At 72.0% G+C, this 26,785-nt stretch carries 26 protein-coding genes; 16 read left to right on the top strand and 10 right to left on the bottom strand.

Annotated elements, in window-relative coordinates; genetic code table 11:
• Positions 1–166 precede the first annotated feature (166 nt).
• Positions 167–751 (top strand): DinB family protein, encoded by a 585-nt coding sequence (locus ACGF0J_RS07930; protein ID WP_393143143.1) that lies wholly within the window; start codon positions 167–169, stop codon positions 749–751.
• Between the two features lie 96 nt (positions 752–847).
• Here ACGF0J_RS07930 and ACGF0J_RS07925 read toward each other — a convergent pair whose 3' ends face one another.
• The gene (locus tag ACGF0J_RS07925) at positions 848–1,408 is read right to left on the bottom strand and encodes a TetR/AcrR family transcriptional regulator (RefSeq protein WP_393143141.1); all 561 of its coding nucleotides are present in this window, start codon (positions 1,406–1,408) and stop codon (positions 848–850) included.
• Between the two features lie 175 nt (positions 1,409–1,583).
• On the opposite strand from ACGF0J_RS07925, the gene ACGF0J_RS07920 reads away from it, so the two are divergent.
• Positions 1,584–2,057 carry a DUF1348 family protein gene (locus ACGF0J_RS07920; protein WP_393143139.1) on the top strand — a complete coding sequence of 158 codons (474 nt, stop codon included), beginning with the start codon at positions 1,584–1,586 and terminating at the stop codon, positions 2,055–2,057.
• Between the two features lie 67 nt (positions 2,058–2,124).
• Here the strand turns inward: ACGF0J_RS07920 and ACGF0J_RS07915 are convergent, their stop codons facing one another.
• The 4 genes from ACGF0J_RS07915 to ACGF0J_RS07900 all read right to left on the bottom strand — a co-directional run bounded on the left by ACGF0J_RS07915 (position 2,125) and on the right by ACGF0J_RS07900 (position 6,345).
• On the bottom strand, positions 2,125–2,874 hold the full coding sequence (locus ACGF0J_RS07915) for a hypothetical protein (RefSeq protein WP_393143137.1): 750 nt from the start codon (positions 2,872–2,874) through the stop codon (positions 2,125–2,127).
• Positions 2,871–4,214, bottom strand: a complete 1,344-nt coding sequence (locus tag ACGF0J_RS07910) for a VWA-like domain-containing protein (RefSeq protein ID WP_393143135.1) — start codon at positions 4,212–4,214, stop codon at positions 2,871–2,873. Before ACGF0J_RS07910 ends, ACGF0J_RS07915 begins: the two co-directional genes overlap by 4 nt.
• Positions 4,211–5,299, bottom strand: coding sequence for an AAA family ATPase (locus ACGF0J_RS07905; protein WP_393143133.1), 1,089 nt, complete (start codon positions 5,297–5,299; stop codon positions 4,211–4,213). Before ACGF0J_RS07905 ends, ACGF0J_RS07910 begins: the two co-directional genes overlap by 4 nt.
• A gap of 347 nt (positions 5,300–5,646) precedes the next feature.
• On the bottom strand, positions 5,647–6,345 hold the full coding sequence (locus tag ACGF0J_RS07900; RefSeq protein WP_393143131.1) for a TetR/AcrR family transcriptional regulator: 699 nt from the start codon (positions 6,343–6,345) through the stop codon (positions 5,647–5,649).
• A 108-nt stretch (positions 6,346–6,453) separates the two neighbouring features.
• On the opposite strand from ACGF0J_RS07900, the gene ACGF0J_RS07895 reads away from it, so the two are divergent.
• The 7 genes from ACGF0J_RS07895 to ACGF0J_RS07865 are packed head-to-tail and all read left to right on the top strand — an operon-like array spanning position 6,454 to position 14,578.
• On the top strand, positions 6,454–8,085 hold the full coding sequence (locus ACGF0J_RS07895; protein WP_393143129.1) for an amidohydrolase: 1,632 nt from the start codon (positions 6,454–6,456) through the stop codon (positions 8,083–8,085).
• 24 nt (positions 8,086–8,109) lie between these two features.
• Entirely contained in the window at positions 8,110–9,714 is a 1,605-nt protein-coding gene (locus tag ACGF0J_RS07890; protein ID WP_393143127.1) for an ABC transporter substrate-binding protein, read from the top strand.
• Entirely contained in the window at positions 9,684–10,658 is a 975-nt protein-coding gene (locus tag ACGF0J_RS07885; RefSeq protein ID WP_393143125.1) for an ABC transporter permease, read from the top strand. Before ACGF0J_RS07890 ends, ACGF0J_RS07885 begins: the two co-directional genes overlap by 31 nt.
• On the top strand, positions 10,658–11,509 hold the full coding sequence (locus tag ACGF0J_RS07880; protein WP_393143123.1) for an ABC transporter permease: 852 nt from the start codon (positions 10,658–10,660) through the stop codon (positions 11,507–11,509). The genes ACGF0J_RS07885 and ACGF0J_RS07880 overlap by 1 nt, the downstream gene beginning before the upstream one ends.
• Before the next feature lie 2 nt (positions 11,510–11,511).
• On the top strand, positions 11,512–12,438 hold the full coding sequence (locus ACGF0J_RS07875; RefSeq protein WP_393143121.1) for an ABC transporter ATP-binding protein: 927 nt from the start codon (positions 11,512–11,514) through the stop codon (positions 12,436–12,438).
• The gene (locus tag ACGF0J_RS07870) at positions 12,435–13,178 is read left to right on the top strand and encodes an ABC transporter ATP-binding protein (RefSeq protein ID WP_393143119.1); all 744 of its coding nucleotides are present in this window, start codon (positions 12,435–12,437) and stop codon (positions 13,176–13,178) included. Before ACGF0J_RS07875 ends, ACGF0J_RS07870 begins: the two co-directional genes overlap by 4 nt.
• A gap of 14 nt (positions 13,179–13,192) precedes the next feature.
• The gene (locus ACGF0J_RS07865; protein WP_393143116.1) at positions 13,193–14,578 is read left to right on the top strand and encodes an amidase; all 1,386 of its coding nucleotides are present in this window, start codon (positions 13,193–13,195) and stop codon (positions 14,576–14,578) included.
• 121 nt (positions 14,579–14,699) lie between these two features.
• On the opposite strand, the gene ACGF0J_RS07860 is transcribed toward ACGF0J_RS07865, so the two are convergent.
• Positions 14,700–15,074: a DUF6355 family natural product biosynthesis protein gene (locus tag ACGF0J_RS07860; RefSeq protein ID WP_393143114.1), complete on the bottom strand. Its 375-nt coding sequence runs from the start codon at positions 15,072–15,074 to the stop codon at positions 14,700–14,702.
• Positions 15,075–15,401: 327 nt separating this feature from the next.
• On the opposite strand from ACGF0J_RS07860, the gene ACGF0J_RS07855 reads away from it, so the two are divergent.
• Both ACGF0J_RS07855 and ACGF0J_RS07850 read left to right on the top strand, forming a co-directional pair.
• Positions 15,402–17,426, top strand: coding sequence for a glycoside hydrolase family 44 protein (locus ACGF0J_RS07855; RefSeq protein WP_393143112.1), 2,025 nt, complete (start codon positions 15,402–15,404; stop codon positions 17,424–17,426).
• A gap of 172 nt (positions 17,427–17,598) precedes the next feature.
• A complete protein-coding gene (locus tag ACGF0J_RS07850) occupies positions 17,599–17,895 on the top strand; it encodes a hypothetical protein (RefSeq protein ID WP_393143110.1) in 297 nt (98 codons plus the stop codon).
• Here ACGF0J_RS07850 and ACGF0J_RS07845 read toward each other — a convergent pair.
• Positions 17,885–19,030, bottom strand: coding sequence for an FAD-dependent monooxygenase (locus tag ACGF0J_RS07845; RefSeq protein WP_393143108.1), 1,146 nt, complete (start codon positions 19,028–19,030; stop codon positions 17,885–17,887). The genes ACGF0J_RS07850 and ACGF0J_RS07845 overlap by 11 nt on opposite strands.
• A gap of 29 nt (positions 19,031–19,059) precedes the next feature.
• On the bottom strand, positions 19,060–20,058 hold the full coding sequence (locus ACGF0J_RS07840; RefSeq protein ID WP_393143106.1) for an NAD-dependent epimerase/dehydratase family protein: 999 nt from the start codon (positions 20,056–20,058) through the stop codon (positions 19,060–19,062).
• A gap of 310 nt (positions 20,059–20,368) precedes the next feature.
• On the opposite strand from ACGF0J_RS07840, the gene ACGF0J_RS07835 reads away from it, so the two are divergent.
• Positions 20,369–20,833, top strand: coding sequence for a GbsR/MarR family transcriptional regulator (locus ACGF0J_RS07835; RefSeq protein WP_393143104.1), 465 nt, complete (start codon positions 20,369–20,371; stop codon positions 20,831–20,833).
• A 20-nt stretch (positions 20,834–20,853) separates the two neighbouring features.
• On the opposite strand, the gene ACGF0J_RS07830 is transcribed toward ACGF0J_RS07835, so the two are convergent.
• Positions 20,854–21,732 (bottom strand): alpha/beta fold hydrolase, encoded by an 879-nt coding sequence (locus tag ACGF0J_RS07830; RefSeq protein WP_393143102.1) that lies wholly within the window; start codon positions 21,730–21,732, stop codon positions 20,854–20,856.
• Positions 21,733–22,045: 313 nt separating this feature from the next.
• Between ACGF0J_RS07830 and ACGF0J_RS07825 the strand changes: the two genes are divergently transcribed.
• The 4 genes from ACGF0J_RS07825 to ACGF0J_RS07810 all read left to right on the top strand — a co-directional run bounded on the left by ACGF0J_RS07825 (position 22,046) and on the right by ACGF0J_RS07810 (position 25,164).
• Positions 22,046–22,456, top strand: a complete 411-nt coding sequence (locus ACGF0J_RS07825; protein ID WP_393143100.1) for a molybdopterin-binding protein — start codon at positions 22,046–22,048, stop codon at positions 22,454–22,456.
• A 13-nt stretch (positions 22,457–22,469) separates the two neighbouring features.
• The gene (gene modA / locus ACGF0J_RS07820) at positions 22,470–23,270 is read left to right on the top strand and encodes a molybdate ABC transporter substrate-binding protein (RefSeq protein ID WP_393143902.1); all 801 of its coding nucleotides are present in this window, start codon (positions 22,470–22,472) and stop codon (positions 23,268–23,270) included.
• A gap of 83 nt (positions 23,271–23,353) precedes the next feature.
• Entirely contained in the window at positions 23,354–24,136 is a 783-nt protein-coding gene (locus ACGF0J_RS07815) for an ABC transporter permease (RefSeq protein WP_393143900.1), read from the top strand.
• Entirely contained in the window at positions 24,133–25,164 is a 1,032-nt protein-coding gene (locus ACGF0J_RS07810; RefSeq protein WP_393143098.1) for an ABC transporter ATP-binding protein, read from the top strand. The genes ACGF0J_RS07815 and ACGF0J_RS07810 overlap by 4 nt, the downstream gene beginning before the upstream one ends.
• A 75-nt stretch (positions 25,165–25,239) precedes the next feature.
• Here the strand turns inward: ACGF0J_RS07810 and ACGF0J_RS07805 are convergent, their stop codons facing one another.
• The gene (locus ACGF0J_RS07805) at positions 25,240–26,448 is read right to left on the bottom strand and encodes a serine hydrolase domain-containing protein (RefSeq protein WP_393143096.1); all 1,209 of its coding nucleotides are present in this window, start codon (positions 26,446–26,448) and stop codon (positions 25,240–25,242) included.
• Positions 26,449–26,785: the final 337 nt, after the last annotated feature.

The following is a 26,785-nucleotide window of genomic DNA, read 5'->3' as shown; positions in this document are numbered from 1 at the left end:
AAATGAAGAGGCGGCCAACCGGCCCCGGGGAACATCGGTACAGCGGGTGATCCTGTTCAGGCCGGAACACCCAGGCCGGTGACGCGGTTCCGTGCCGGCTCTGCCAGGCGTCGCGCACCATGTACGGAATTGAGACCATGAGCAGCCCATGGCAGGCTCATGCCGCGTGATCGATGAATTCGCGAAAGACAACCTGCACGGGAGACTGCGGCGGGACCGCAAGGCGCTGCTCTGGAAACTCGACGGCTTGTCCGAATACTACGCCCGCCGACCGTTGACACCGACCGGGACCAACCTCCTCGGCCTGGTCAAACACGTGGCCACCGTCGAGGCCAGGTACTTCGGCGAGGTCTTCGACCGCCCATTCCCGCAACCGCTTCCCCGGTGGCAGGACGCCGACGGCAGCGATCTGTGGGCGACCGAGGACGAGACCCGCGACCAGATCATCGAGTTCTACCGGCGCACGTGGGAACACTCGGACGCGACGATCAACGAGCTTCCCCTCGACGCCCCCGGCCACGTGCCGTGGTGGCCGGAGCCTTATGCCGACACGAACCTGTTCGCCGTCATGGTCCATGTCCTCGGCGAGTCCATCCGGCATGCCGGGCACGCCGATATCCTGCGCGAGGGCCTCGACGGCCGGACCGGGTTGCGCGCCGAACACGAGACACAGATCGACGAGGAAGCCCGTGCTGCCCACTGCGCGAAGATCGAGCAGGCCGCCAGGACGGCCGCACGTCACCCGAGGTGAGCGTTCAGTCCACGCCTTCGTCGTCCTCGTCCGGCTCGGGCGCGTCCGGGTCGCGCAGCGGGCCGGCGGCCAGTGATGGCCGGCGACCGCCTTGAGCTAGGCGAGGCCGGCGGCGTCCAGCAAGGTTCGGGCGGCGTCCTTGGCCCGGTGAGCGGGTTCGGGCGATCCGTAGATGGCGGCGGTGGTCATGGCTCCCTCGGCGAGAAGCGTCACCTGGTCGGCCAGCCACGGCTCTCCGCCCGCTGCGGCGACCAGCCCGCCGAGGTAGCGGCGGAACGCGTCTTTGTGGGTGCGAGCGATCTCGGCGACAGCCGGGGAGACGGCGCCCAGTTCCCCGAAGGAGTTGATGAAGCCACACCCGCGAAAGTCGGCTTCGCCGAACCAGTCGTGCAGCCAGTCGAAGACGGCCAGGATCCTGTCGCGGGGGGTCATCTGGGCGTCGGCGTAGCTCTCCAGTGATCGCCGCCAGCGGATGTCGCGCTGTCGCAGGTAGGCGTCCACCAGGGATTCCTTGGAAGGGAAGATCTGGTAGAGACGCTTGAGCGACACCCCGGAGGCAGCGCGGATGTCGTCCATGCCGACCGCTTGGATCCCCCGGCCGTAGAACAGCTCCGCCGCAGCGTCCAGCAGGCGCGCCGCGGCTGTCTGCGCGTCCATCGCCCGACCTCCTTCAAGCCGACCTTTGCGTTCGCGCCGGTCCTTGCGCGTCGAGAACCGTCATTCTCTAGCCTACCGGCCAGCTTGCGAGAACAGCGACAGGAGCCTTGTCGGAGAACGACCGTTCTGCTAGCTTGTCGGAGAACGACAGTTCTCTACCGAGAGAAGAGCCGACATGACCTCCACTCCACGCCCTCCCTTCCCGCCGTTCACCCGTGACGGCGCCGTCGAGAAGGTCCGGTCGGCGGAAGACGGCTGGAACACTCGCGACCCCGAGAAGGTCGCTCTCGCCTACACCGCCGACTCCCGCTGGAGGAACCGCGCGGAGTTCGCCGAGGGGCGTGCGGAGATCGTCGCGTTCCTGACCCGCAAGTGGAGGCGCGAACTCGACTACCGGCTCATCAAAGAGCTCTGGGCCTTCGACGGCGACCGGATCGCGGTGCGTTTCGCCTATGAATGGCATGACGACTCCGGTAACTGGTTCCGCTCCTACGGCAACGAGAACTGGGAGTTCGACCCCGACGGGCTGATGCGCCGGCGTTACGCCTGCATCAACGACCTGCCCATCAAGGAATCGGAGCGCAAGTTCCACTGGCCGCTCGGACGCCGCCCCGATGACCACCCCGGCCTGAGCGATCTCGGGCTGTGACACCTGCCTCCTCGCAGGGGGGCACGGGGCGACGCGGCCGGCCTCGTCTGCCTCTCGCGCCTCTCGGTCAGGAATCGTCGCCCTCGGTCAAGGCCCGCAGCACCCTGGCCTGCTCGACGTCGGTGCCCTCGGCCCGTGCCCGGGCCGCCTCCTGGGCGGTGAAACCCGCCGCACACCAGGCCGCCACCTCCTCGATCGGCACCTCGGCGCGCCAGAACTCGGCCATCAGGGAAATGGCGTCCTGCCCCGAGACGAGCACCCGTTCGGCCTCACGGGCGGACAGGCCGAGCGCGTCGAAGACCCGTGCCTGGCCCGCCTCGATGCCGCGTCCCGCCCACTCCACCGCGGCGCCGTCGGTCCAGCCCGCCTCCACGTAGGCGCGCGCCCGGCTCGCCGGGACGCCCGCCCGCAGCAACCGGCGCATGCCGCCGGAGCGTTCCTCGTCGGCGAACGCCTCGCCCGGCTTCTCGCCCCGGTGCAGCAGCCGCCACAGCCGGCCCCGCGGGTGCGGGCGTTCCCCGGCGAGGTGCCGGTCGGCGGCCTCCTGGGGGGAGTAGCCCCGTTCGCGCCACTGCACCGCGTCCCGTGGGGTCATGCCGGCCCGTAGCCACAGATCCACGGTGTACGGGGTGGCGCCGGCGGTGCGCCAGGGCCGCGCGTCGGCGGCTGTGTAGACGCCGGACCTGCGCCACCGCTCGGCGTCGTCGATCGAGAAGCCGTGCTCGATCCACTGCCGGGCCTCGGCGATGGTGAATCCGCGTTCCCGCCACTCGTGCAGCGGCTCGGGGCTCGGCCCGTCGGTGTAGCCCGTTGTCATGACTCTCCTTTCGCCGGCGTCCGCAGCGGCGCGTCCGCCGGGATGCGGGCCACGGACGCCCAGTCGGGCGCGTGCCCGCCGTCGCCGATCAGGCAGACCAGCACATGTGTCGCGGGACGCTGCTCGGGCCACGGCGTCCGGCCGTCGGTCAGCACGATGACCAGGTCGGGCCGGGGCCGCAGGGCCATCGCCGCGGCGATGCCGGCCCGCATGTCGGTGCCGCCGCCACCGACGAGCTCGATGTCGCCCGCCCGGCGCACCACCTGGACCGCGTGGGGGTGGACGTCGCAGCAGAACGCCCGCAGCCGCCGGTTCGGACCGGCCACGCCCGCGATGATCCCGGTCACCTCCGCGAGCAACCGGTTCAGCGCGTCGTTGGTGACGCTGCCGGAGGTGTCGATCACCAGTACGGTGTCCGGGACCGCGCGCACCATCGACGGCGGCACGATGTCGGTGTACGCGCCGGCGCGGCGCGACGGGCGGCGATAGCTGAAGTCGACCTGCCCGGCCACCGTGCTCACCCCGCGCCGGATCGTCGCGCCCAGGCGGGCCCGCCAGTTCACCGAGGGGCGCAGGCGCTCCTCGGCCCAGCGGCGCCACCCCGACGGCACCTCGCTGCGCGCGCTGATCCTGTCCTGGATGCCGGCCGCGAGGGAGCGTTCGAGCAGTTCCCGGTCGAGCCGGGTGAGCCCGTCGCCGGAGCCGCTGTCCTCGTAGGGGCGCCACTGCCCGTCCGCGGCGCTGCCGCAGTCGATCGCCTCGGCCAGCGCCCGCCCGCCGCGGTCCATGGCCTGGGCCAGCACCTCAAGCATCGGCACGTACTCCTCGGCGGTGCGGTTGGCCGGAAGGCCCAGCTCGGCGGGCGACAGCACGCCCGCCGGGCCGCGCAAGTCCTCGGCCTCCAGGTCGTCGTTGATCTCGGCGTCGGCGGCCTGGCTCCAGCGGTGGGCCTCCGCGTCGCGCGGGCCCACCGCGCCCGCGGCGTGGCTCACCTCCTGGCCCGTTGCCGGGCGCACCGGCGAGCGGGCCGCGTGGCCGCGCACCAGGTGGCCCACCTGGTGCAGCATCCACCAGCCGATCTCCTCGACCGGGGTGGCCAGCGCGCTGCCCGGTTCCACGTACAGGTTCCACCGGGTGTCGGCGGGAAAGGCGCGGAAGTCAGGGTCGGCGACGGGCACGCCGGTGTCCGCGTCCCGGGCCGGTTGCAGGATGAGCGGGTTGAGGGCGAAGACGGCCGAGGCGAGGTACGGCGCCTGGTGCGCCGCCCACAGCCGCGCGGCGGCGATCCGGGCGCGCACCGCCTCTTCGTAGGCGGGGGCGCGGGGGCCGTCGGCGCTCATCGGATGAGCCCCGCCGAGCGCAGCACCGGCGCGAGTTCGAGCATCGTCGTGGGCAGGGTCGCGCCCTCGGGCCGGGAGCGGGCCAGCGGCCGGGCCGCGGCGGCCGCCACGTCCGGCGCGGTGCGCGCGACCCGGGCCACCACAGCCCACGCCCGCTCCCACGTGGCGGCCGTGCCGTCCGAGTGCACGTATGCCACCACCGCGCCGAGCAGGGCATGCAGCCGGTCGAGGCGTTCGGGCAGGCGGGCGCGGGGGTCGTTCAGCAGGGTCTTCGGGTCGGGCAGGTCGAGGTTGCGGCGCCAGGAGAGCAGCTCGAACCCGGCCGCCTCACCGACCGCGCCGAGCACCAGCTCGGCCATGACCGGCTCGCCGGCGCCCATGTGCTCGCACGCGGCGATCGCCCGTGCGGCCATCTCCCAGCTTCGCGGGCTGGGCCAGCCGCGGCCCGCCCGGTCGGGACTGTCGGGCACCGCCAGCACGAGTTCCGGCCGTACCCGCAGGAACGCCCCGACCAGCGCCCGTGCGCCGGCCACCTCGGCGGGCCCGGCCGTGTCCCGCGCGTCGAACTCCGGCACGGGGAACCCGCCGGCGAAGCCTTCGGCGATGTCCTCGGCCGAGACCGTCCAGTTCAGGTGGATGAGCCGGTTGGCCAGCGGCGCGGACAGGTCCCAGCCGTCGGCGGCCTGGTCCGGCGGGTTGGCCGCGGCAACGATTCGCACCCTGTGCGGCAGCACCAGGTCACCGACCGTGCGCTCCAGCACCACCCGCAGCATGGCGGCCTGCACGGCCGGCGGCGCGGTGGTCAGCTCGTCGAGGAACAGCAGCCCGCCGTTCTCGGCGGCGAGCCGCTCGGCCCATCGCGGCGGCGCGAACCAGGTGCTGCCGTCACGCAGCACCGGCAGCCCGGAGAAGTCGCTGGGCTCGCGGATCGAGCCGACCACCACCTCCACCGGCAGGCCGACGGCCGCGCCGAGCGTGGTCACCGCGGACGTCTTGCCGGTCCCCGGCGCACCCCAGAGGATGACCGGCAGATTGGCCGTCACCGCGACCGCGAGAGCTTCTCGTGTCACTGATGGCGCCGCCATTGTTCGTCCTCCTCGCCGGCCGCCCGAACCGTTTTCGGGCAGCACGTTTCGGGACGTCAAGCCGTGATGCGCCGACGTCCGGTGTGTCGGGTGTGGGCGCGGGCTGTTCCTGGCTGCGGAACAGGCCCCGGCCGCCGTACTTCTTGTGCACCGCCTGCTTGCTGATGCCCGAAGTGGCGGCGATCTCCGTCCAGCTGTTGCCCTGGGCGTATATCGTCATCCTAGGTTGACGAACGGCCCACGTCAACCAAAGATGACGCCCAACAGAGATCTGGGCGCAGCCCGGCCGAGAACCGCGCCACCCAGGCCGAGTTCCGATGCCCCGCGGGTTTGCCGGCCGAGACCGGTCAGGACCGGGCTGCGTCCCCCGCGACCGTCGCGGCCCGCGCCTCGATGGCGGCGATCAGCGCCTCCACCTGGACGGCGTAGACAGGTGCCGGGCGTACCTCGGCGAGTTCCGCCCTGAGCCGGGTGATGTGGGGGAAGCCCTCGGCGTCGACCGTGCGGTACTCCCGCCCCCATGACGACTCGTCGCCCGCTCTGACCTCAGGGGCGAACAGCACGTAGGCGGCCGCCTGGCCGACGTGCGCCAGGAGGGCGTCGGCGACGGCCCGGTAGTGGAGCGCCGCGTCGGCGCCGTCGAGCCCCGCCTCGTTGATCGCGCCGAGGATCAGCTCGACCAGCCTGAACTCGTTGGCTCGACGGGTCGTACGGCTGGCGGTGATCGAGGCGACGGCCGGATACTTGAGCCCGACCCGCAGCGCCGCCTCGGCCAGTGCTCGCAGCCGCTCCTTCCAGCCGAGCCCGTCGGGGATGCTCTCGATCACCTCGCCGTAGACCCGGTCGGCCACCGACAGCAGCAGCTCGTCCTTGTCGCGGAAGTGCCGGTAGACGGCCGTGGGGTCGGCCCCCAGCTCCTCGCCCAGCCGGCGCACCGTGAACGCGTCGCCGCTGCCCCGGGCGGCGATGCGCAGGCTGGCCTCGATGATGGCCTCGCGGCTGAGCTGGCTGCCTGAGCGCCGGGTCCTGACAGGTGTCTTCGCCATGATCGCACCAGTGTATCGGTTGGGTCTCCACGTAGCGCAACAGTGTTGACATCTATGTTGCGCTCGCGTTCACTCCTCCCCAACACGGCGTGAGCGGAAGGTACGGTCATGGTGGAAACGATCTTCGTGGGACGGGTCTTCACGGGCACGGCCCCCGCCCCCGTCGATGCGGCGGTGGCGGTCGGCGGCGGGCGCGTCCTGCGGGTCGGCGATCCGGACGACGTGCCGGCGCAGGCGGGCCCGGGCACCGAGGTGGTGGATCTCGGCGGCGGCCTGCTCATGGCGGGCTTCCAGGACGCCCACGTGCACCCGGCGGTCGGCGGCGGCCTGATGCTCCGCTGCGACCTGTCGGCCGAGCACGACGCCGAGGGCTACCTCCGGGTGATCGCCGCCTATGCCGCGGCGAACCCGGACCCGGCGTGGATCCACGGCGGCGGCTGGTCGATGGACGCCTTCCCCGGCGGCACGCCGACCAGGCAGCTTCTCGACACGGTGGTGCCGGACCGCCCGGTGCTGCTGACCAACCGCGACGGCCACGGCGCCTGGGCCAACAGCGCGGCCCTGCGCCTGGCCGGCCTCGACAGGGACACGCCCGACCCCGTGGACGGCCGCATCGAGCGCGAGCCGGACGGGACCCCGCAGGGAACCCTCCACGAAGGCGCCATGTCGCTGGTGAGCGCGCACGTCCCGGTGGCGACCGCCGACGAGGCGTACGCCGGGCTGCTCGCCGGCCAGTCCCACCTGTTCTCGATGGGCGTGACGGCATGGCAGGACGCCATGATCGGCGCATTCCCCGGCCATCCCGACAACTACCAGGTGTACCTGCGCGCCGCCCGGGAGGGGACGCTGCGGGCCCGCGTCGTCGGCGCGCTGTGGTGGGACCGCGAGCGGGGCCTGGAGCAGATCCCCGACCTGGTGGAGCGGCGGGAGCACGGGCAGGTCGACCGCTTCCACGCCACCACCGTCAAGATCATGCTGGACGGCGTGGCGGAGAACTTCACCGCCGCGATGCTGGAACCGTACCTCGACGGCTGCGGCTGCGCGACCGCCAACAGCGGCATCAGCTTCGTCGAGCCCGGCCTGCTGCGCGAGGCGGTCCGCGAGCTGGACGCGCTGGGCTTCCAGATCCACTTCCACGCCCTCGGCGACCGCGCGGTCAGGCAGGCGCTCGACGCCCTCGCCGGAGCGCGCGCCGCCAACGGCGCCAACGACAACCGCCACCACCTGGCGCACCTTCAGGTCGTGCACCCCGCCGACATCCCGAGGTTCGCCGAGGTGGCTGCCGCCGCCAACATCCAGCCGCTCTGGGCGGCCCACGAGCCCCAGATGGACGAGCTCACCATCCCGTTCCTCGGGACCGCACGCGCGGCGCTGCAGTACCCCTTCGGCGACCTGCTGCGCGCCGGCGCCCGGCTGGTCGCCGGCAGCGACTGGTCGGTGAGCAGCCCGAACCCGCTGTGGGGCGTGCACGTCGCGGTGAACAGGACCGTGCCCCAGGGCGAGCGGCGCGCGCCGTTCCTGCCCGAGCAGGCGCTCACCCTGGCGCAGGCGCTCACCGCCTACACGGCCGGCAGCGCCTGGATCAACCACATCGACGACGTCACCGGCACGGTCGAGGCCGGCAAGGACGCCGACCTGGTGGTGCTGGACCGCGATCCCTTCGCCGGCCCGCCCGAGGAGATCGGCGCCACCCAGGTGGCCAGGGCCTACGTCCAGGGCCGGCTCGTCCACCAGGCCTGACATCCCCCCAGAAAGGCGTGACTCATGAGCAGACTTCGAGGGACGGCACTGGCTGTCCTCGCCGTGGCCGTGGCCGCCACCGCGTGCGGCGGGGGCGGGCCCGCGGCCCCGGCGTCCGGCAAGAACCTGAGCGCCGGCACTCCCCCGCCCAAGGGTGACATCGACGCCTTCACCTGGGTCTCCTATGCCGAGCCACCGACCCTCGACTACGTCCACGCCTTCGACTACCCGCAGAACATGGTGCTCGCCAACGTCTGCGAGAGCCTCATGCGCTGGACGCCGGAGCTGAAGGAGGAGCCCGGCCTGGCGGAGAAGGCCGAACAGCGCGATCCCAAGACGCTCGTCTACACCATCCGCAAGGGCGTCCGCTTCCACAGCGGCGCCGAGCTGACCGCCGACGACGTGGTGGCCAGCCTCAGCAGGCACCTGGACGAAAAGGTCGGCTCCTACTGGATCTCCACCTTCCGCAACGTCGAGTCGATCACCAAGACCGGCCCGATGGAGGTGACGGTCCGGTTCAAGCGGCCCGACGCGCTGTTCCACCTGGAGATGGGCGCCTCACCCGGCACCGTGGTACGCGCCGCCTCGCTCACGGCACAGGGCAAGGCGTTCGGCACCGCCGACGGCGGCCTGGACTGCACGGGGCCGTTCAAGCTCGGCACCTGGACCAAGGGGCAGTCGATCCAACTGGACCGCTTCGCCGGCTACTGGGGCGCCAAGGCCAGGTCCGGCAAGGTCACCTTCACCTTCGTACCCGACACGACAGCCAGGACCAACGCCCTGGTGACCGGCGAGGCCGACGGCGGCTACCTGATCCCGGCCGCCGCCGTCGCCCGGCTGCGCTCCTCGGGGGCCGGCACCGTCTACGGCGGCCCCAACCTCACCACCGCGAACCTGATCGTCTCCGACCTGCGCGGCGGCCCGCTCGCCGATGTCCGGGTACGGCAGGCGCTGTCGCTGGCCATCGACCGGCAGGGCCTGGCCAAGGCGGCCCTCGGCGAGTTCAGCGCCCCCACGCTCGTGCCCGGGCCGGTGCAGGCCTGGCGCAACGTGGCCGAGGCCAGGCCGCCCGCCCCTGCCGTCACGCGCGACGTCGAGGCGGCCAGGAAGCTCGTCGCCGAGGCGGGAGCACGGGGCAGGAAGATCGTGATCGCCACCTCCAACGCGGCGCCCGAGTTCCCGGTGATCTCCAACGCCGTGCAGGCGGCGGCCCAGGAGATCGGCCTGACGGCCGAGGTGCGGACCGTCGCCCCCGACGCCTACACCGCGCTGTTCTCCGACCCGGAGGCACGCAAGGGCATCGACCTGTTCCCGACGTTCTGGTACCTGTCGGCGACCGACCCGCTCGAACTGTACGGGCTGTTCGAAACCGGGCAGTTCGAGAACTACGGCGGGTTCTCCGACCCCGCCTACGACAAGCTCGTGGACGCGGCCGAAGTCGAGTTCGACCGCATCGAACGGGCCCGGCTGACGGCCGAGCTCCAGGAGACGGTGGCCGCCCAGCTCCCGTGGATCCCGCTGGCGGACCTCGACAACGTGATGTTCCTGGGCAAGCGCATCACGGGTGCGCCCACCAGCATCTCCTACCTCTACTACCCGTGGGCCGCGGACATCGGCGCGGCGGGCTGATGGCGCGCTTCCTGCTGCGCCGGCTGGCCGGGATGGCCGCGATCCTGGGCGCGGCGTCGTTCCTGGTGTTCGGCGCCCTCCAGCTCGCCCCGGGAGACCCGGCCAGCTTCCTGCTCAGCGGGCGCTCCGCCACGCCGGAGGCCGTCGCCGCCATCCGCGCGCAGTACCGGCTCGACGATCCGGTGCCCGTGCAGTACCTGCACTGGACAGGCGGCATGCTCACCGGCGACTTCGGCCGCTCGCTGCAGTTCCGCACCGACGTCGGAGGGCTGATCGCCGCCCGCGTGCCCGTCACCCTCACCCTCATCGGCATGGCGTTCGTGCTGACGATGGTGCTGGGCCTGGCGTTCGGCGTGTGGAGCGCGACCAGGCCGGGGGTGGTGGACAAGGCCGTGCTCGTGGGCAGCTCGGTCGCGGTCGCCACGCCCTCGTTCGTGCTGGGGTTCGTGCTCATCGTGGTGTTCTCGGTGACCCTCGGCTGGTTCCCGTCCATCGGCGCCGGCGAGGGCCTGGCCGGCCGGTTGCACCACCTCGCGCTGCCCGCCGTGGCGCTCGCCCTCACCTTCGCGGGAGTGCTCGCCAGGGTGTCGCGCACGGCGATGCTCGACGAGCTGGGCCAGGAGTACGTCGTCGTCGCCCGCGGCCGGGGCGTGCCCGAACGGGCGATCGTGCGCAGGCACGTGCTGCGCGGCGCCATGACGGTGATCCTCACCTACGGCGGCCTGCTCGTGCCCGGCCTGCTGGTCTCGACCGTGCTGGTGGAGACCACCTTCGGGGTCAACGGCCTCGGCCAGTTGCTGCAGTACTCGGTGACGGTCAAGGACTTCCCCGTCGTGCAGGCGCTGGCCCTGCTGACCGTGGCGGTGTTCGTGCTGGCCAACCTCGTGGTGGACCTGCTCGCGCCGATGGCCGATCCCCGCGTGGGGCTGGGAGCGAGGACCTGATGGAACAACTCGTCGTCAGACCTGGACTGCGCGGCCTCACGGGCCGGTTCAGGGGCGGCGGCCTGCGGGTGGCCGCGCTCGCGGTGATCGCGCTGCTGGTCCTGGCCGCCGTGCTGGCGCCGCTGGTGGCTCCCGCCGACCCCGACGCGGTGGACCTGTCGGCCGCACTGGCCGGCCCCGGCGGCGACCACCTGCTCGGTGCCGACGCCTCCGGCCGCGACCTGCTGTCCAGGGTGATCTACGGAGCAAGGACAGGGCTGCTCGGCCCGCTGGGGGTCGTGGCCCTGTCCACGCTGCTCGGCGTCGTGGTCGGGCTGACCGCCGCCTGGCACGGCGGCTGGGTGGACACCGCGCTGTCGCGCTCGATGGAGCTGGTCTTCGCCTTCCCCGGCCTGCTGCTGGCCATGCTGGTGGTCGCGATGTACGGCCCCGGCCAGATCGGGCCCGTGATCACGCTGGCCGTCGCCTACACGCCGTTCGTGGGCCGCCTGGTGCGCGGCGTGGCCCGCGGGGAGATGGGCCGCCCGTACATCGCCGCCTACCGGGCGCTGGGCTTCGGCGGCCTGACCGTCTGCCTGCGCCATCTGCTGCCCAACATCGCCCCGGTGATCCTCGCCCAGTCCACGATCAACTTCGGCTACGCCCTGCTCGACCTGGCCGGGCTCGCCTTCCTCGGCCTGGGCGTGCAGCCGCCGGCCGCCGACTGGGGAGCCATGATCAACGAGGGGCAGTCCGCCGTCCTGCAGGGGGCGCTCGGTCCGATCCTCGTCCCCGGTCTGGCGATCGTGCTGAGCGTGATCGCCTTCAACATCGTCGGCGAGAGCCTCGCCGACCGCGTCTCCAGGAGGTGACCATGCTGGAGATCGACGACCTCGCGGTACGCCTGCCGCGCACCGCCCGCCCGGCGATCGACCACATCTCGCTCACCGTGGCCGAGAACGAGACCGTCGGCCTGGTCGGCGAGTCGGGATCCGGCAAGTCCCTGACCGCCCGGGCCGTCCTCGGGCTGCTGCCGCACGGCGCGCGGGCCGGCGGGGCGATCCGGATGGACGGCGCCGACGTGCTGTCCATGTCCCCGGCGAGCCTGCGCCGCCACCGGACCCACGCGGCCGCGATGATCTACCAGGATCCGCGGGCGGCCATCAGCCCCTTCCGGCGGATCGGCGACTTCCTCACCGAGATCCTCAGGGCGGAGATCGGCGCCAGGGCGGCCCGCGCCCGGGCGGTCGAGCTGCTGGGCATGGTCGGCCTGCCGGAGCCCGAGCGGCACGTGCGCCAGCATCCGCACGAGCTGTCAGGCGGCATGCTCCAGCGGGTGATGATCGCGGCGGCCCTGGCGGGCGGGCCCCGGCTGCTGCTGGCCGACGAGCCCACCACCGCGCTGGACGTGACCACCCAGGCCGAGATCATCCGGCTGCTGCACGACCTGCGCGCCAGGACCCGGACCGGAATGCTGTTCATCACCCACGACCTGGAGCTGGCCGCCATGATCTGCGACCGCGTCTACGTCATGTACGCCGGCCGGGTCATGGAGACCGGCCCGACGCGGCGGCTGTTCGCCGGGCCGCGCCATCCCTACACCGCGGGCCTGCTGGCCGCCACCCCGCGCCTCGCTCACCGGGGCGCCCTGCCGCCGCCGATCCCCGGGCGTCCGCCCGACCTGCTGTCGGCTCTCCCGGGCTGCCCGTTCAGCCCGCGCTGCCCCGACGCCGTCGACAACTGTACGGCCGCGGCCCCGCCCCTGGTGGACGGGGTGGCCTGCGTGAAGGCGGAACGGTGAGCAACGACCTCGAAGTGCGCGGCCTGCGCAAGCGGTACGGCGCGTTCACCGCCGTGGACGACGTCGGCCTCGACCTGGCGGCGGGCGGCTCGCTGGGCCTGGTGGGAGAGTCGGGCTCGGGCAAGACCACGACGGCCAGGCTGCTGCTCGGGCTGGAGCGGCCCGACGCCGGCACGGTGCTGGTGGCGGGGAAGCCGCTGGCGGCGCTCGGCCGCAAGGCCAGGGCGAGGCTGATCCAGATCGTCTTCCAGGATCCTCTCGGCTCGCTCGACCCGCGCCTCGCCGTACAGGAGTCGCTGGCCGAGGTGCTGCGGCTGCACTTTCCCGGCGAGCCGCACCGGGAACGGGTGGCCGAGCTGCTCGACCAGGTCGGTCTCGGCCCGCGTGCGGCGCGGGCGCTGCCCAGGGAGCTGTCGGGCGGCCAGCGGCAGCGCGTCGCCATCGCCAGGGCGCTGGCCGTGCGGCCCAAGGTGCTGGTGCTCGACGAGGCCGTGGCCGCGCTGGACGTCTCGGTCCAGGCGCAGATCCTCGGCCTGCTGGCCGAGATCCGCGCCGCGGGCGACGTCTCCTACCTGTTCATCACCCACGACCTGGCCGTGGTCGGCTGCGTGACCGATCACGTGGCCGTCATGCGGCGCGGCCGGATCGTCGAGTCGGGTCCGACGGCGCGGGTGCTGACCGCTCCCGGCCACGAGTACACGCGGCTCCTGCTGGATTCCGTCCCGCGGCCCGCCTTCTAAGGAGTTCTCCGGAAATGTTGTGTTACCTGTCGGCCGCCGAGGCCCGCACCCTCATGTCCAGACGCGAGCTGTCACCCGTGGAACTGCTCACCGCCGTCATCGACCGGGCCGAGGCGGTCGAACCACGAGTCAACGCCTTCACCGAAAGCCGGTACGAGTCGGCCATGGAGCAGGCCAGGACGGCCGAGATCGCCTACCTGAACGGCACCGCCAGGCCACTCGAAGGCATCCCGGTGGCGATCAAGGAGGAGCATCCCATCGAGGGCCACACCCACGAGGAGGGCTCGCTCCTGCTGCAGGGCATGATCGCCGAGGAGACCCATCCGGTGGTCACCCGGATCGCGCAGGCCGGCGGCATCATCCACGCCCGCACCACGACGCCCGAGTTCAGCTGCGCCGGGTTCACCAACAGCAGGCTGTGGGGCGTGACGCGCAACCCCTGGAACCTCGACTACTCGCCCGGCGGCTCCTCGGGCGGCTCCGGCGCCTCCCTGGCCGCGGGCACCTCGCTGCTGGCCACAGGTTCCGACATCGGCGGATCCATCCGCATCCCCGCCTCCTCCTGCGGGGTGGTCGGGTTCAAGCCGCCCTTCGGGCGGGTGCCCGCGCTGCCGCCGTTCAACCTCGACCAGTACTGCCACGACGGCCCCATGGCCCGCACCGTCGCCGACGCCGCCCTGCTGCAGAACGTCATCGCCGGCCCGCACCCGTGGGACGTGGCCTCGGTCCGGCCCAAACTGGTGCTCCCGCCGCTCACCGGCGACGTGCGCGGGATGCGGATCGCCGTGTCGCTGACACTCGGCGACTACCTGGTGGAGCCGGACGTCGTCGCGGGCACACTCGCCGCCGCCGAGGCGCTGCGCGCGGCCGGCGCGGCCGTGGAGGAGGTCGCGCTGCCGTGGACTAGGGCGCAGATCATGGCGGCCGCCGACGCCCATTTCGCGGGCATCTTCGGCGCCGGGATCGGCGAGCTGGCCGTCGAGCATGCGGACCTGCTGTCGGACTACACCCGACGGTTCGCCGAGACCAAGCCGGAGCTCAGCTTCTACCAGGGCATGGAGTTGGAGGGCATGATCTACCGGCCGCTCGGTGAGCTGCTGGAACGCTTCGACGCGCTGCTCTGCCCGACCATGGCGGTGCCGGCCTTCCCCGCCGAGCACGACGGCGGCCCACTGCCCGTCAACGGCGAGACCGGCCACTACATGCTCGGGGTCATGACGATCCCCTTCAACATCGCCAGCCGCTGCCCGGTCCTGTCCGTCCCGTCGGGGCTGGCCGCCACCGGCGTACCGACCGGCGTGCAGATCGTGGGCCGCACCTACGACGACGTGACCGTCTTCCAGGTCGCCTCGTACCTGGAGGCCGCCCTGCCCGGCATCGGACGGCCGACCCTCCAGTGAAGCCCGGCCCGCGCGCCCGGCCCGCTCCCGGCCCGCGCGCCCGGCCCGCTCCCGGTCCGGGCGAGCAGGGCTCCCGGCGCCGCCGGGAGCGAACGCCGGGCGGCGTGTGGACGGTGTCCTTCTAGCACAGGCCTATGTACCACGCGTTATCGGCGGTCTGGCGTTCCGCGAGGTACTTGTCTTCCCAGGGATCCACGCACGTGTATTGGTTGGGTCCGGAGATGTTGTCTATTTCGACGAAGATTCTGGTGTCTCCGCAGTGGTAGTAGCGGAGATCCGCGCCCCACGCCTCGCCGGTGAGGTAGGCGCCACACCGCTTGCCGATGGGAGCCGAAAGGACGCCGGCGTCCTGAGGGGCGGGGGCCGAGCGGTGAGCGCCGGATGCCGGTGCGGCTCCTGCGGCCGTGGCCGGTGCAAGTGATCCGGCGAGTATCCCGCCGGCGAGGAGTATTCCACCCAAGGCGCGTTTGACAGTCAGCACTTTGTTCTCCTTCATGTCGGTATCGTGTCGGCTCCCCGGGCCGCGGCCGTGCGGTCGGACCACCAGGAGCCGTTGTCCACGTAGCGGTCGGGAATCGCCTCCATAGAAGATCAGCACAGCCCTTCGTGCAAGAACCTGACCGGGATCGAACGATGAGTGGCGCCTGTTCCGGACTTCTGCCGGCTGCGGTACGGCGGGCGGCGGTGATCTCCGAAAGTTTCAGAAGCGACCTCATACGATTCCGGGACCGCCAGGCGAGTGATTGACACCCGTTCAGGGCCCGCCCCACGCTGTCGGAGCTTCCCGAACCCGGGAGCACACGCGCAGGGGAAGGGATTGCCGGTGCGTCGAAGAAGTGCGTTATGGTCGGCGGCTCTGGCCGGTCTGCTGGCCGGGGGTCTGGGCATCGGGCAGCTGACCGGCCTGGCTCGCGCCACCGCCACCGGTCCTGCGCTGGCCGTCGACATGACGGCTGAGCGCTACCCCATCAGTCCGCTGGTCTATGGCATGAACTTCGCCGACGAGGAGCTGGCCCGGGATCTGCGGCTGCCGGTTCACCGGTGGGGCGGCAACCACACGACTCGTTACAACTTCCGCAACGACACCACCAACCGTGCCGGGGACTGGTACTTCGAGAACATCCCCAACGACAATCCGGACCCGTCCACCCTGCCGGCCGGCTCGGAGACCGACCGCTTCGTCGAGCAGGACAAGGCCACGGGAACGCAGACCATCCTCACCGTGCCGATGGTCGGCTGGGTGGCCAAGGAACGGGCCAAGGCCTGCGGCTTCAGCGTCGCCAAGTACGGTCCGCAACAGTCCACCGACCCGTGGACACCCGACTGCGGCAACGGCAAGAAACCGGACGGAACGGCGGTGACCGGCAACGACCCGCACGACACCAGCGTCGAGGTCGGCCCCCGGTACGTCACCGACTGGATCACGCATCTCAAGAGCCGCCACGGGACCGCGGCCGACGGCGGCGTCCGGTTCTACAACCTGGACAACGAGCCGGACCTGTGGCACTCGACCCACCGTGACGTGCGGCCCACCGGCCTGGGCTATGACGAGCTACGCGAGCGCACCTACGCGTACGCCGCGGCGATCAAGGCCGCCGACCCGGGCGCCAAGACGCTGGGCCCGGTCGGCTGGGGCCTGAACTCGATCTTCTACTCCGGGCTGGACCAACAGACCTGCGCCGAGACCGGCTGCTGGAGCAACCCGCCGGACCGGGCCGCTCACGGCGGCGTGGATCTCGGCCCGTGGTACCTGGACCGGATGCGCGCCTACGAGCAACAGCACGGCACCCGCATCCTCGACTACTTCGACATCCACATCTATCCGCAGCAGGCCGGGGTGCACGACGATGAGGCCGGGGACGCCGCCACGCAGGAGCGGCGGCTGCGCTCGACCCGCCAGCTCTGGGATCCCGCCTACGTGGACGAGAGCTGGATCAACCAGCCGGTCCGTATGATCCCCAGGATGCGGGAGCTGGTCGCCCGGCACTATCCGGGCACCAAGGTAGCCATGACCGAGTACAGCTGGGGCGCCTACGGGCACATCAACGGCGCCCTCGCCCAAGCCGACATCCTCGGAATCTTCGGCCGGGAGAAGCTCGACCTGGCCACGCTGTGGACGGCACCGAAGACCGACGAGCCGGTCGCCCACGCCTTCCGCATGTACCGCGACTACGACGGCAAGGGCGGCGCGTTCGGCGAGAGCGCCGTCCGGGCCACCAGCGCGGACCAGGGCAAGCTGGCCGTGTACGCGGCCGAGCGCGCCGCCGACAAGGCCCTCACCCTGGTCGTGGTCAACAAGACCGGCGAGGAGCTGACCAGCGACGTCGTCGTCACCGGCCGCACCGGGGCCTCCTCGGCCCGGGTCTACCGCTACAGCGCCGCCAACCTGGCGGCCATCGAGCGCGCCGCCGATGTCCCGGTGGACTCCAGCGGCTTCACCGGCACCTTCCCCGCCAACTCCATCAGCACCATCGTCATCCCGCCGGGCGGCTCCGACCCTGACCCGACTCCCACGCCGGACGCGTCCTGCAAGGTCACCTACAAGGTCGTCAACCAGTGGCAGGGCGGCTTCCAGGCCAGTGTGACGATCACCAACCAGGCGGGCAGCCCCGTGCAGCGCTGGAAGCTCGGCTGGTCGTTCGCCAACGGCCAGCAGCTCACCCAGTCGTGGAACGGCGCCTTCGCCCAGAGCGGCCCGGACGTCGCCGTGACTGACGCCGGGTGGAACGCCACCATCCCCGCCAAGGGCGGAAAGGTGGAGTTCGGCTTCCTCGCCACCAGATCCGGCACCGCCAACGATCCGCCGGGCGCCTTCCGGCTCAACGATTCGCCCTGCGTCAGTGGATGATGACGATGCCCGGACCGGAGGCGCCCGGTCCGGGCATCGTCATGCCCTCCTTACCCTGATCACGGCTCCTGGCCTCGGCCGCGGGCCGACGCGCGCCGGGCGCCACCCGTACGCGGCCGGGAAACGCAGCGTTTGCTGACATGGCAACGGATCTTTCGGCGAGTCGTCGGCGGTGATCATCGGCCACGATTGGGGCGCGACGATCGCGGCGCACTCCGCGCTGCTGGCACCGGAGGTGTTCCGGGGGGTCGGCATCTTGAGCGTGCCCTACGCGCCGCCGGGCGGTCCCCGGCCGAGCGAGGCGTTCGCTCAGATGGGCGGGCTGGAGGAGTTCTACGTCTCCTACTTCCAGGAGCCCGGCCGGGCCGAGTCCGAGATCGAGCCCGACGTGCGGGGCTGGCTCGCCGGGTTCTACCGCGCTCTGTCCGGCGACACCATGGCCGGCCCCGACGCTGGATTCAGCCCTTGATGAAGCGTCGGGTCATGTACCGGCGCACCGGCGGCAGGGCGGCCAGGCGCAGCGGAAGCTGGGTCAGCCACAGCAGGAACGGGTTGGCGGGCGCGTAGACGCCTTTGACCCGGCGGCCGAGCTTCTGTTTCCGGTCCACCTCGGGCCGCAGCGCGGCCTCCCACGCGGCCAGCGCGGCGGCGACGTTGCCGGGGTGGCGCTCCAGTTCGGTGCCGAGCCGGTCGGCGCCGCCGACGGCCAGGGCCGAGCCGTACCCGGCGAACAGCGTGACGCACCAGGCGGCGTCGCCGAGCAGGACGACGCGGCCGCGGCTCCAGGTGGGAGCCACGACCTGGCTGATGGTGTCGAAGTAGACGGAGTCGGCTCGCTCCAGGCCGTCCAGTGCTTCCGGGATGACCCAGCCGAGGTCGCCGTAGACGCGGCGCAGTTGCGTGGCCGCGTCCTCGCCCGGGGCGGCGTGGCGGGTGCGGTAGCCGAAGAAGGCGACGTTGCGGCCGTCGCCGACGCTGATCACCGCGGCGGTGCGACCGCCGGAGGACAGGGTGCCCGTGGTGCCGGGGGCGATGGCGGCCGGGCGCTTGTCGAGCATGTAGACGGCGACCTTGTGCTCCAGGTCGAGCAGGAAGTCGCGCTCGGGGCCGAAGAGCAGGGCGCGGGTGGCCGAATGCAGGCCGTCGGCGCCGATGAGCAGGTCCGCGTGCTCCACGGTGCCGTCGCTCAGGGTCACGCGGACGGTGTGGGCGTCCTGGTCGACGGCGGTGACGGTGGTGCCGAAACGGAACTCGGCGATGTCGCGGACCCGCTCGTACAGGACGGTTTCGATGTCGCCGCGCAGGATCGTCATGGATCGGGGGCCGGCGGTGGCGGCGATGGTCTCGCGGGTGAGGGAGAAGCGCCGGGCTCCGTTGGGTTTGTGGTAGACGAGCTCCTCGGTGACGAAGGCCTTCCTCTCCAGTTCGGGCAGGATGCCCATCCGCTCGGCGGCTTCGTGGCCGATGCCGCCGAAGGTGACGGCGTAGCCGCCGCTGCGGCGCTGCGGGGCGCGTTCGATGAGGAGGCTGTCCCAGCCGATCTGGGACAGCCGCAGGGCGGCGGCCAGGCCGGCGATGCCGGCTCCGACGATGACGGCGCGCATGAGGGTTCCTTGCTTGTCGCTGGTGGGGTTCAGAGCTGGTCGAGAACGCGCTGCTCGGCGGCGGGGTCGAGCCAGGTGTCGGGTGAGGGCGCGTCGGGGCGCGGGGTGGGGTCGCCTTCGGCCTGCAGCCAGGCCCAGGTGTCGGCGATGGTGTCGCGGAGCGGGCGGGTGGTCAGTCCGGCGGCGAACGCGGCGCCGACGTCGGCGTCGTTCATGCCGGTCGGGGCCGTGTCGTGCGGGAAGCGCAGGCCGAACTCCATGCCCAGCCACACGCCTTCCCGGCGCAGCAGTTCCTCGGGCGCCCACACCAGTTCGGCGTCGAAGCCGGTCACCTCCAGCGCGGTCTCCAGCAACCGCCCGATCGTGATCTCGCCGGGGCGGCCGGTCACGGTGTAGGCGCCGCCGATGCCGTGTTCGGCGCAGTGCAGCATCCAGGCCGCCAGGTCGCGGGCGTCGATGTACTGCAGGGGCGCGTCGGCCGGGCCGGGGGCGAGCACCCGGCCGCCCTTCTCCAGGCGGCGCAGCCACCAGGGGATGCGGCCGACGTCCTCGTACGGGCCGAGGATCATCCCCGCTCTTGCCAGCAGTGCCCGCTCACCATAGGTCTCGGTCACCGCCATCTCGCCGCCGCGTTTGGCGGCGGCGTAGTCCTCGCTGCCGGTGCCGGCCGGGTCGCCGTCGACGAGCGGGGCGCTCTCGTCGGCGCCCGCGGGCCAGGGCCAGCGGTGCACGCCGCGGCTGGAGACGTAGCCGTAGTGTCCGGTACGGCCGGCCAGCAGGCGGGCGCTGTCCCGTACGACGCGCGGGGCCCAGGCCCAGGTGTCGATGACGGCGTCCCACTGACCATCGCCGAGGGCGGCGGCGAGTGCGCGGGTGTCGGTGCGGTCGGCGATGAGCGGCTCCACGCCGGGGGCCGGGGGGCGGCTGAGGCCACGGTTGAGCGTGGTCACCTTGTCGCCCCGCAGCAGCGCGGTTTCGACGAGGGCGCGGCCGACGTGGTGAGTGCCGCCGAGAACGAGCAGTTTCATGGCGTTCCAGGGGTGAGGGCCAGCCGGTGGGCTGACGGGTGGTCGGGGGCGGGGAGGATCTGGTGCGCCGGTGTGGCCGGTTCGCGCGCTGTGGCCGGTGGCTCGCCGGTGCCGGGGCCGCGAACGTAGCGGGGTGGGCGGCGCTGGGGCTGCAGGGTCATCGGGTCCTCATCGACGTGTCGTGGCTTTCACATCGCCGACCAGGCTTCCCGGCACACCATCGGTTCGTCGCAGACGGAGCCGATGGTCACGACTATACTGAACTTTCAGAAATTTCTGAAGAGATATGGCGTTCGCTATTCTGGACACCATGGGTGACGGGCAGGAGAAGCAGTGGGAGGCGGCCGAACAACTGGCCCTGACCTTGGCCGAAGGCGGGCTGCAGCGCATGGCGGCCCGCACTCTGGCGGTCTTCCTCTTCACCGACCAGGACAGCGTCACCGCGGGCGAGATCGCCGAAAGACTCGAAGCCAGCGCGGGCGCCGTCTCGGGCGCGGTCAAGTCCCTGCTGTCGGTCGGCCTCATCGAACGCCTGCCCGCCCCCGGCAGCCGCCGCGAACACTACCGGCTCCACGACGACGCCTGGGCCAGGCTGTTCACCAGCCAGAACGCGATCTTCCAGGCCGTGCTGCAGGCCGCGCGGACCGGGATCGAGACCACCGCCGAGCACGACCCCGCACACCGGCGGCTGGCGCAACTGCGCGACTTCTACGAGTTTCTGCTGGGCGAGATCCCCGCCCTGCTCGAACGCTGGCACCAGAAACGGTCCGGCTGATCGTCGTCAAGGCAGAACCTTCACGGCGTGCGTCGCCGGCCCCACAGGCGATCAAGCAGGGCGGGCACAAGCGTGACGTCCTCGTGCGGGCCCAGATGCCCCAGCCCCGGCACGGCGACCACATCGGTGCCCAGCAGGACGCGAGCCGGCCCCCCGACCCGGGCGGGCGGGTAGAAACAATCCTCCACCCCGGTCGCCACGACCACCCGAGTGCCCGCCCAGCGGCGCAGGACGGGTGCGGGCAGTGGCGGCGGAGCCAAACTGGTGCGGCTGTGCCGGGAAACGAGGGTCATCCACTCCCCCAGCAGATGATCGGAGTCGGTCAGCCCGCGTAGGTGACCGCTCATGTACCGCAGCAGCGCCTGACTGCGCCCGGTCGTGGGAGCAGCCAGCCACGGCAGGGTGACGCCGAGCAGCGCGGGAGTGAGGCGGGCTCGGCTCAGTCCGGCCGGGGACACGAGTATCAGGCCGCCGATCCGCGGCGCTGGTCGCGCCGCCAGGGCCACGGCAGCGCCGAGCGAGTGCCCCACCACCACGACAGGCCCGGTGCTCACCTGGCCGATGACGTCCCCGGCCCACCGCCCGTAGGCGGCAAGGCGCCCCCTCCCCGGCCGATGCGGTGCGCTCAGGCCTGGCTGGCCCGGCAGGTCCGCCATGATCACCTGATGGTCCGGCAGCAGGGCGTCCGCGACCTCCAGCATGGTCGCGGCACAGAAGTTGGTGCCCGGCAGCAGCAGCACGCCGGGCCCCTGCCCGGCGATGACCACCGTCGTGCTTCCCAGGAAGGTCTCCAGGGTGCGCGTCCGGTGGGGTGTCGCCCAGGAGTCCAGCCGGTCTCGGCACCAGTCGCGGACGCGCCGCTCGCCGGCAGGCGAGGTGTAGATGGTCGAGGAGGTCAACGGGAAGCCTTTCCGAACGGGGGCGGGTCGAAGCGCCGACCAGGCTTCCCGGCTCACCAGCCACGCGACGCCGCCTGTCATCGGCGTTCCCGCGGGCGTCCCGCCAGCCTGGCAAAGATCGCTGCTGCACGCAATATCCCCGCCCGCTTCCGCGGTGGCGACTGCCGACGCGGCGGCCCAGGGGTGGTGACACCGAGCCCCGCGGAAGACCCTCGGACCTCGCGGATGCCATGCCGAAGCCATGAACCATGCCGCTCTTGCGGCCATAGAGCGGCATGCGGGCTGGAATGTGCGCAGTGTATGGTGAGGGTTTGTGACGACGTTCCGGATCAGCGAGGCCGCGGCGCTGCTCGGGGTCAGCTCCGACACCGTCCGCCGGTGGGTGGACGCGGGCCGGCTGACGGCCGAGCGGGACGAGCACGGCCACCGGCGGGTCAACGGCGCCGACCTGGCGGCCTTCGCCCGTGGCCAGGTCGAGACGGTCGACGGCGGCCGTTCGTCGGCGCGTAACCGCTTTCGCGGGATCGTCACCGAGGTGATTCGCGACGCGGTGATGGCGCAGGTGGAGATCGCCGCGGGGCCGTTCCGGGTGGTGTCGCTGATGAGCCGCCAGGCCGCCGACGAACTCGGCCTGGAGGTGGGGGTGGTGGCGGTCGCCGTGATCAAGTCCACCAACGTCGTCGTGGAGATCCCCGGTCACGAACGCGTGGCCAGTCACCTGTGAGGAGCCCCCCGTGGTGGTGTCCAGGCGTCCTTCCCGATGGGCGATCGCCCTGCCCGTCGCGCTCGCGCTGGCGGGCCTGTCCGGCTGCGGCTCCGGCCAACCGGCCACGACCTCCGCGTCGGCGTCGGCCGCCGGTGGCGGGGCAAAGGAGGTGACCGTGTTCGCTGCGGCCTCGCTGACCGGCACGTTCACCCAGCTCGGCAAGACCTTCGAGGCCGCGCACCCGGGTACGACCGTGAAATTCAACTTCGGCTCCAGCGCGACACTGGCCCAGCAGATCGTCCAGGGCGCGCCGGCCGATGTGTTCGCGGCGGCCAGCCCGGCCACGATGAAGACCGTCACCGACGCGTCGCCGGCGGCCCCGCCGACCACGTTCGTCCGCAACAAGCTGCAGATCGCCGTGCCGAAGGACAACCCGGCCCAGGTGGACGCACTGCGGGACCTCGCCGACGCGAAGGTGAAGGTGGCGCTCTGCGCCGAGCAGGTGCCGTGCGGCGCCGCGGCGGTCAAGGCGCTGGACGCGGCCGGGCTGAAGGTCACCCCGGTCACCCTGGAGCAGGACGTCAAGGCCACGCTGACCAAGGTCGAACTCGGTGAGGTGGACGCCGCGCTGGTCTACAAGACCGACGTGATCGCCTCGGCGGGCAAGGTGACCGGGATCGCGTTCCCGGAGGCGGACCAGGCGGTCAACGACTATCCGATCGCGGCTCTGGCCAAGGCACCCGCCGGTGATCTGGCCGGGCGGTTCGTCGATCTGGTGCTGTCGCAGCAGGGCAGGGACGTGCTCACCAAGGCCGGCTTCGAGGCGCCCTGACCGTGACCTCCTCTGCGCCGGAACAGCTCGGCTCGGCGGACCCGCGTGGCGGGCCGGCCGGGCGTTCGACGGCGGGCCGGGAGATCGCGGGGCGGCTGCCGTGGGTGCTGGTCGTGCCCGCGGTGCTCGGACTGGTCTTCCTGGTCCTGCCGCTGGCCGGGCTGCTGGTACGGGCGCCCTGGTCCACGCTGCTCCAGCGGCTGGCCGAGCCGCAGGTGCTGGAGGCGCTGCGGCTGTCGCTGATGACCGCCACCGTCGCGACCGCGTTCTGCCTGCTGCTCGGCGTTCCGCTGGCCTGGCTGCTGGCCCGGGTGGACTTTCCCGGCCGGCGCCTGGTGCGGGCCCTGGTCACCGTGCCGCTGGTGCTGCCGCCGGTGGTGGGCGGCGTGGCGTTGCTGCTCGTGCTCGGCCGGCGCGGGCTGGTCGGGCAGTGGCTGGAGGCCGGCTTCGGCATCACGCTGCCGTTCACCACGACGGGTGTGATCGTCGCCGAGGCGTTCGTCGCGATGCCGTTCCTGGTCATCAGCGTCGAGGGCGCGCTGCGTGGCGCCGACCGGCGCTTCGAGGAGGCCGCGGCCACCCTGGGCGCCTCACGCTGGATCGTCTTCCGGCGCGTCACCCTGCCGATGGTCATGCCGGGCGTGGTGGCCGGAGCGGTGTTGTGCTGGGCGCGGGCGCTGGGCGAGTTCGGTGCGACGATCACGTTCGCGGGCAACTTCCCCGGCACCACCCGCACCATGCCGCTGGCCGTCTACCTGGCGCTGGAGACCGAGCCGGAGGCGGCGATCGTGCTCAGCCTGGTGCTGCTGGCCGTCTCGGTGATCATCCTGGCGAGCTTGCGCGACCGGTGGGTGAGCGCGCCATGACGCTGCACGCCCACCTGGTCGTCACCCGGCCCGCCTTCACCCTCGACCTCGAACTCCAGGTCGTCGCCGGCGAGGTGGTGGCGCTGCTCGGCCCGAACGGCGCGGGCAAGACCACCGCGCTGCGCGCCCTGGCCGGGCTCACCGCACTGTCCCGGGGCGAGATCGTCCTCGACGGCCGCCGGCTGCACACCCTGCCCGCCGAGCAGCGCCCGATCGGCATGGTGTTCCAGAACTACCTGCTCTTCCCGCACCTGTCGGCGCTGGACAACGTCGCCTTCGGCCCACGCTGCCAGGGCGTGCCCAAGGCCGAGGCCCGCCGTGCCGCCGCCGCCCTGCTGGAGCGGGTCGGCCTGGCCGACCGTGCCGCCGCGAGGCCCCGGCAGTTGTCCGGCGGCCAGGCCCAGCGGGTCGCGCTCGCCCGCGCGCTGGCCGTACGGCCCCAGTTGCTGCTGCTGGACGAGCCACTGGCCGCGCTGGACGCGCACACCCGGCTGGAGGTCCGCTCCCAGCTCCGCCGCCACCTGGCGGACTTCGACGGCGCCACCGTCCTGGTCACCCACGACCCGCTCGACGCCATGGTGCTGGCCGACCGGCTGATCGTCATCGAGAACGGCGCCGTCGTGCAGGAAGGCGCACCGTCCGAAGTGGCCCGCCGCCCGCGCACCGACTACGTGGCCCGCCTCGTCGGGCTCAACCTCTACCGGGGCGCCGCGGACGGGGCCCGGGTCAAGGTGGGCGAGTTGCCGCTCAGCACCTGCGAAGGCCTGGACGGGCCCGCGTTCGTGGCTTTCCCGCCCACCGCCGTCGCCCTGTACCGCACCCGGCCGGACGGCAGCCCGCGCAACCTGTGGCAGGCCCGCATCGACGGCATCGAACGGCACGGCGACAATGTCCGCGTCCACCTCGACGGCCCCATCACCGTCTTCGCCGACATCACCCCCGCCGCCCTCGCCGACCTCGACCTGACCCCGGGCCAGCGGATCTGGGCGTCGGTCAAGGCCACCGAGACCCACGCCTACCCCGCCTGAGCACCGCAGGGGGCGGCGCCGGCGACGACCGCGACGCCATCTGCCTCGGCCTGCTCACCCACGTCGGCCAGGACATCAGCTTGCGGTCTGCCCGCCGCAGAACGCCGCCTTGACGAGCCCGTCCAGCAGCTTCGGATAGGTGGCGAGGTCGAACGCGGCGTCGCCGGTGGTCACCGAGGCGGTCAGGGTCTTGGCGCCGTCGGGCGAGCTGTACATCAGCGCCGCGTACCCCGCAGGAGGGCTGCCGTTGTGGTTGAGCACGGTGCCGCAGGCCGGACCCAGGTCCTTCACGAACATCCCCAAGCCGTAGCGGCCGTAGAGGGGGTCGCTCTTCGGGTGCGGCTCGCGCATCTCGGCCAGCAGCTTGGCCGGCAGGAGCTTGCCGCCGTTCAGCGCGGAGAAGAACGTCCGGAGATCCTTGGTGGTCGAGATCATGTCACCGGCGCCGGCCAGCAGGGAGGGGTTCTGGCGGGAGACGTCGGCCACCTTCCACTGGCCGGTGTCCTGGTAGCGGAAGTAGCCGTGGGCGTACGGGGTGGGCAGCCGCGTCCGGTTGCCCGGCACCACAGTGCCCTTCAACCCGAGCGGCCTGACGATCCGCCGCTTCAGCTCCGCGTCGAACGCACGGCCGGTGACCTTCTCGATCAGCAGCATGGCCAGCGTGTAGTTGGTGTTGGAGTAGCTCCAGTCCTTCCCCGGCGCGAACTTCACCGGCTTGGAGAGCGCGAACCGCACCAGTTCCTGTGGCCGGTAGGAGTGGAATCGGTTGTCCAGCCACTCCTTGCCCGTCGCGGGAAGACCGGGCACCCATGTCCCGTCGGGGTCGAGGTCGCCGGTGTAGTTGAACAAGCCACTGGTGTGCTGCAGCAGCATTCGCACCGTGATCCGCCGGTCCAACCCGAACTCGGGCAGGTGACCGGCCACCGGGTCGTCCAGCCCGATCTCGTCCTCGGCCACCAGTTGCAGCAGCACGGTCGCGACGAAAGTCTTGGTGACGCTGCCCACCCAGAAATGCCCGTTCACCGGCGGCTTCGCGCTCGCGCCCAGCTTGCGCCGCCCGGCACTGTCGGCCCACTCGCCCCGCTCGTCGTTCACGCGCACCTGCACACCGAGGAAACCGGCGTCGACGAACGCCTGGACGGCCTTCCGCAACTCCGGGCGATCCTGTCCGGCGGCGGCCTTCGGCACGGTCGCGCCGCTGTCCGCGGCGGCCGCACCCGCCGTGGCCACGGCGGGTGCGATCGTCCCGGCCAACAGCCCGGCCGCGAGCGCTGTGACCGCCACCGGCCGCAAGACGGTGTGTCGGCGCCCCGACGTACCACCGTCACGGAGCATCGTCCCGCTCGCTCCGGCGTGCCTCCGACCGCCCCGGCCCGCAGCGGCAACCAGCCCCGGCATCCGCCCGGATTCGACATGCCGTGCCAGCACCTCGCGCAGTACGCGCAGTCCTGCCTGGGAGAAGCCTTTGTTGTTCTGTCCCATCATGAATGTCCTTACCTACAGTGTTCGATCGGTACAGTACGCAGCCACTGCCAGCTACCTGGCGTTACCGAGTACTGGTAGAAAGTAACACTGACTACCAGTACTTAGCAACACCAGTTAGCTGAGGCGCAGGCCGGAC

This window comes from Nonomuraea sp. NPDC047897 (assembly GCF_043204415.1).
Lineage (GTDB): Bacteria > Actinomycetota > Actinomycetes > Streptosporangiales > Streptosporangiaceae > Nonomuraea.
The sequence above is the reverse complement of the archived record's forward strand: the minus strand, read 5'-3'. Positions and strand labels throughout refer to the sequence as shown.

Excerpts from the sequence above, each read along its gene's own strand:
- ACGF0J_RS07925 (WP_393143141.1), bottom strand. The coding sequence starts at position 1,408 with ATGGACGCGCAGACAGCCGCGGCGCGCCTGCTGGACGCTGCGGCGGAG.
- ACGF0J_RS07920 (WP_393143139.1), top strand. The coding sequence starts at position 1,584 with ATGACCTCCACTCCACGCCCTCCCTTCCCGCCGTTCACCCGTGACGGC.
- ACGF0J_RS07915 (WP_393143137.1), bottom strand. The coding sequence starts at position 2,874 with ATGACAACGGGCTACACCGACGGGCCGAGCCCCGAGCCGCTGCACGAG.
- ACGF0J_RS07910 (WP_393143135.1), bottom strand. The coding sequence starts at position 4,214 with ATGAGCGCCGACGGCCCCCGCGCCCCCGCCTACGAAGAGGCGGTGCGC.
- ACGF0J_RS07905 (WP_393143133.1), bottom strand. The coding sequence starts at position 5,299 with ATGGCGGCGCCATCAGTGACACGAGAAGCTCTCGCGGTCGCGGTGACG.
- ACGF0J_RS07900 (WP_393143131.1), bottom strand. The coding sequence starts at position 6,345 with ATGGCGAAGACACCTGTCAGGACCCGGCGCTCAGGCAGCCAGCTCAGC.
- ACGF0J_RS07895 (WP_393143129.1), top strand. The coding sequence starts at position 6,454 with ATGGTGGAAACGATCTTCGTGGGACGGGTCTTCACGGGCACGGCCCCC.
- ACGF0J_RS07890 (WP_393143127.1), top strand. The coding sequence starts at position 8,110 with ATGAGCAGACTTCGAGGGACGGCACTGGCTGTCCTCGCCGTGGCCGTG.
- ACGF0J_RS07880 (WP_393143123.1), top strand. The coding sequence starts at position 10,658 with ATGGAACAACTCGTCGTCAGACCTGGACTGCGCGGCCTCACGGGCCGG.
- ACGF0J_RS07875 (WP_393143121.1), top strand. The coding sequence starts at position 11,512 with ATGCTGGAGATCGACGACCTCGCGGTACGCCTGCCGCGCACCGCCCGC.
- ACGF0J_RS07865 (WP_393143116.1), top strand. The coding sequence starts at position 13,193 with ATGTTGTGTTACCTGTCGGCCGCCGAGGCCCGCACCCTCATGTCCAGA.
- ACGF0J_RS07860 (WP_393143114.1), bottom strand. The coding sequence starts at position 15,074 with ATGAAGGAGAACAAAGTGCTGACTGTCAAACGCGCCTTGGGTGGAATA.
- ACGF0J_RS07845 (WP_393143108.1), bottom strand. The coding sequence starts at position 19,030 with ATGCGCGCCGTCATCGTCGGAGCCGGCATCGCCGGCCTGGCCGCCGCC.
- ACGF0J_RS07840 (WP_393143106.1), bottom strand. The coding sequence starts at position 20,058 with ATGAAACTGCTCGTTCTCGGCGGCACTCACCACGTCGGCCGCGCCCTC.
- ACGF0J_RS07835 (WP_393143104.1), top strand. The coding sequence starts at position 20,369 with ATGGGTGACGGGCAGGAGAAGCAGTGGGAGGCGGCCGAACAACTGGCC.
- ACGF0J_RS07810 (WP_393143098.1), top strand. The coding sequence starts at position 24,133 with ATGACGCTGCACGCCCACCTGGTCGTCACCCGGCCCGCCTTCACCCTC.